The following is a 2,610-nucleotide window of genomic DNA, read 5'->3' as shown; positions in this document are numbered from 1 at the left end:
GTTGACAGGTTTATTTGGGGAAAAGTTTCAAGAATTTCTCCGGAAGCTCCCGTTCCGGTTGTTGAAGTAAAAAATGAAACCGAAACTTTAGGCGGCGCAGGTAATGTTGCAAGTAATATTGCATCTTTAGGTGCGAAGGCATATATTGTTACTGTTGTAGGTGATGACCTTAACGGTTTGCACATGAAAAAAATGCTTGAAGATAAAAAAATCAATACTAATTATATCGTTGTGGATAAACAAAGACCTACAACTTTAAAAACAAGAATAATTGCATCCAATCAACAGGTAGTTAGAGTCGATAAAGAAATTAAAGGTGCTTTTTCAGGTAAAACCGAAGAAAATATTTTAAAAAGTATTGATGATGTTATGAAGAAAATTGACGGAGTTATAATTTCCGATTATGCAAAGGGTATTGTAACTGAAAAAGTTCTAAAAAAAATTATAACTTTTGCAAAAAAGAAGAAAATTCCCGTAACCGTTGATCCTAAAGTTGAAAATTTTAAAAAATATAAAAACATAACTTGTATGACACCTAATACGAAAGAAGCAATAGAAGGAATGAATGCTCAGCATCAGGGTATAAAAACCGATGCCGATATAGCAAATCTCGGTAAAAAAATATTGAAATTATTGCGGTCGGATTCCGTTCTTATTACAAGAGGTGAAAAAGGTATGACTGTAATAGAAAAAAATAAAATTACACATATTCCTACAAGAGCAAAAGAAGTTTACGATGTTACCGGTGCCGGTGATACGGTTATTGCAACAATGACACTTGCATTAGCGGCAAAATGGAAACTTGTAGAAGCTGCCGAAATTGCAAATTTTGCAGCCGGTGTGGTAGTAGGTAAAGTTGGAACCGCAACGGTTACAATAGATGAAATTATAAAAACTATAAAAGTATTTAATAAAAAGTAAATTAAAATATCCGTTTTATTTTGATTTTTTATTCAATAAGTGATAAAATCAAAAGATATGCGGATATGGCGGAATTGGCAGACGCGTACGGCTTAGGACCGTATACCGTAAGGTGTGTGGGTTCAACTCCCTCTATCCGCAGGTTAAAATGTATATATGGAGGTCATTGTTTAATATGATGAAGTATTTTTTATTGATTTCATTTGTGTGTTTCGGTTTAGTTGCCTGTGAACAGGTAAGTATGGATAAAGCTGTTGAGTATCAAAACAAGGGTATGTATAACAAAGCTATCCATAATTATTCCGAACTTATAAAAAAAGGAAAAGATGTTGCTCAAGCTCAAAAAAACTTGGCTGATATTTATTTGGAGATGGGAAAAATAAAAGAAGCTTTTGATAGTTTTAAAGCTTCATTAAATATTACCCCTTCATTTGCATTGGATGAAATTATAACTTTAACGTCAAGCGGTAATAAAGAAATAAGAGAACAAGCTATAAAAACTTTAACTGAAATATCAAATGAAAATACAAAAAAAGATATATTGGACAGATTAGTTCAAAAACTGAATTCTAATGAGTTTCATGATAAGGTTGATGCGCTTGAAGCCATATTTGCATTTTCAAAGGATGCTGCCGGTATCAGTGATGAAATATTAGCTGTTTTTGATAAAGAAAAACCGGTTATTCAAAATAAAATATTAGCGGAGTTGTTTAAAATTACGGGTGAAAGCAATTCTCAAAAAATAATTGATAAGTTAGAAATGATAATACAAGATACGGAAGAAAATATGCTAATAAGAGTTTCTGCCGTTGATTGTCTTGCTAATATGAAATCGAAAAAATCTTTAACAAAACTTATAAATTTAACAAAAGAAAATTCCGCAATTTCTTCTTCCGCTAAATCGGCTATCGAAAAAATAGGATTACCGTCAAGAGAACAGGTTACGGAATTTGTTCCGTATTTACAAGACCCGAGTTCTTCCGTAAGATTAATAGTATTAAAAATATTTTCAGATATGAAATCCGAAGCAAATGATACCGTTCCGGATATAATATTACTTTTAAAAGATAAAAATAAAGCGGTTAAAGATGCTGCAAAAGCAGCATTGGAAAATATAGGTGTTGCTTCCCAAAATGCACTTGAGGGGTTAAGCTCTTTGTTGGATAATAAAGATGTTGATATTAAACTTAGAGCATTGAATGAAATTGTTGAGATGAATGCCGTTAATCAAGTAATAGATAAAGTAAGACAATTACAGCAGGATCCGAATAAAGAAGTTAGAAAATATGCTCAACAGGTTATAGAATCCTAAATAACAAAAAATAAAATTATATACAGGTTTAAATTTATAATTTAAGATTATAAATTTGCAGTAGTTTTTTATGAAAATATTTATAATCAAAAATTTAAAATACATTTCTTTATTTTGCACGATTGCCGTTATGGTTGCAATTTTCCTTTTTTCCGCGCAATCTGCACAACAATCAAGTAAACTCAGCGGCAGAATTGTAACGGTAGTATTAAGAATTGTTATGCCAAATTATGATAAGTTGCCGTTTTTGGAAAGACAAAAAATAAAAGATAAAGTAAGTTATATAGTAAGAAAAACAGCTCATTTTACGGAGTTTGCTGCACTCGGATTTTTTTTAATATTGTATTTGTTGTCTTTATATGAGCATTTTAATTTAT

The 2,610-nt window shown here is 31.0% G+C and carries 3 protein-coding genes and 1 tRNA gene; all 4 read left to right on the top strand.

Annotated features, from left to right (window positions below):
• A partial coding sequence (rfaE1, locus tag ACMUOV_RS00960) for a D-glycero-beta-D-manno-heptose-7-phosphate kinase (protein WP_413852903.1) occupies positions 1 to 921 on the top strand: 921 nt, incomplete at its 5' end.
• 59 nt (positions 922 to 980) lie between these two features.
• Positions 981 to 1,062: transfer RNA gene (locus tag ACMUOV_RS00955), tRNA-Leu, on the top strand.
• A gap of 7 nt (positions 1,063 to 1,069) precedes the next feature.
• On the top strand, positions 1,070 to 2,233 hold the full coding sequence (locus ACMUOV_RS00950) for a hypothetical protein (protein WP_413852901.1): 1,164 nt from the start codon (positions 1,070 to 1,072) through the stop codon (positions 2,231 to 2,233).
• Positions 2,234 to 2,303: 70 nt separating this feature from the next.
• Positions 2,304 to 2,610: VanZ family protein (locus ACMUOV_RS00945; RefSeq protein ID WP_413852899.1), on the top strand; the 307-nt coding region annotated here is incomplete at its 3' end.

Origin of the sequence: Candidatus Ruminimicrobium bovinum (assembly GCF_902760015.1) — a bacterium.
In the GTDB taxonomy this organism is placed as follows: Bacteria; Elusimicrobiota; Endomicrobiia; order Endomicrobiales; family Endomicrobiaceae; genus Ruminimicrobium; species Ruminimicrobium bovinum.
The sequence above is the reverse complement of the archived record's forward strand: the minus strand, read 5'-3'. Positions and strand labels throughout refer to the sequence as shown.